Below are 897 nucleotides of genomic sequence, written 5' to 3' on the forward strand. Positions count from 1 at the left end.
AATCACTATTTCGTCACCATTCCGGGGCGGCTGGCGATCGACGGTATCGAGGCGCTGCGCTCGGCGACCTGGGGCTTTCCCTCCTTCAGCCTCGAAAACGTCGCCCAGACGCTGCTCGGCGAGGGCAAGGCGATCGACAACCCCTATCAACGCATGGCGGATATCAACCGCATGTTCGCGGAGGACAAGCCGGCGCTGGCCCGCTACAACCTCAAGGATTGCGAGCTGGTGACGCGCATCTTCGAGCACACCCGGATCATCGACTTCCTGCTCGAACGGGCAAGCGTCACCGGGCTCTCCGCCGATCGCAGCGGTGGCTCCGTCGCGGCATTTTCCCATCTCTATCTGCCGCGTATGCACCGGCTCGGGTTCGTCGCCCCGACCCTGGGCAGCCGCGACGGCGACGACAGCCCGGGCGGCTACGTGATGGACTCGCGTCCGGGCCTCTACGATTCGGTGCTGGTGCTCGATTTCAAGAGTCTCTATCCCTCGATCATCCGCTCGTTTCTGATCGATCCGGTCGGCCTGGTGGAAGGGTTGCGCACGCCGGATGACGCACACTCGGTGGCGGGGTTCCTGGGGGCGAGGTTTTCCCGAACCGCCCATGCGCTGCCGGCGATCGTCGAGCAGGTGTGGGAAGGGCGCGAGGCGGCCAAGCGCGAGGGCAACGCGCCGCTGGCCCAGGCGTTGAAGATCATCATGAACGCGTTCTATGGCGTGCTCGGCTCGCGGGGCTGCCGGTTCTTCGATCCGCGGCTGGCTTCGTCCGAGGAATTCGCCGGTGACGACTGCGCGTGCGTCGCTCATGCCGCCCCCGCTTCGGCCGCATCGCCGGCCCCTTGCGCGGCCTCCAGCGCCGCGACGATCACGCTCCGTAGCAGCGCGAGGCGGAACGCC

General features: G+C 66.9%; 1 protein-coding gene. It reads left to right on the forward strand.

Going from position 1 to position 897, the window contains the following annotated elements:
• On the forward strand, window positions 1–897 hold an 897-nt coding region (locus AC3AYF_RS20220; RefSeq protein WP_487780288.1), incomplete at both ends, for a DNA polymerase domain-containing protein.

The sequence above is a fragment of the Salinicola sp. genome (genome assembly GCF_982684285.1).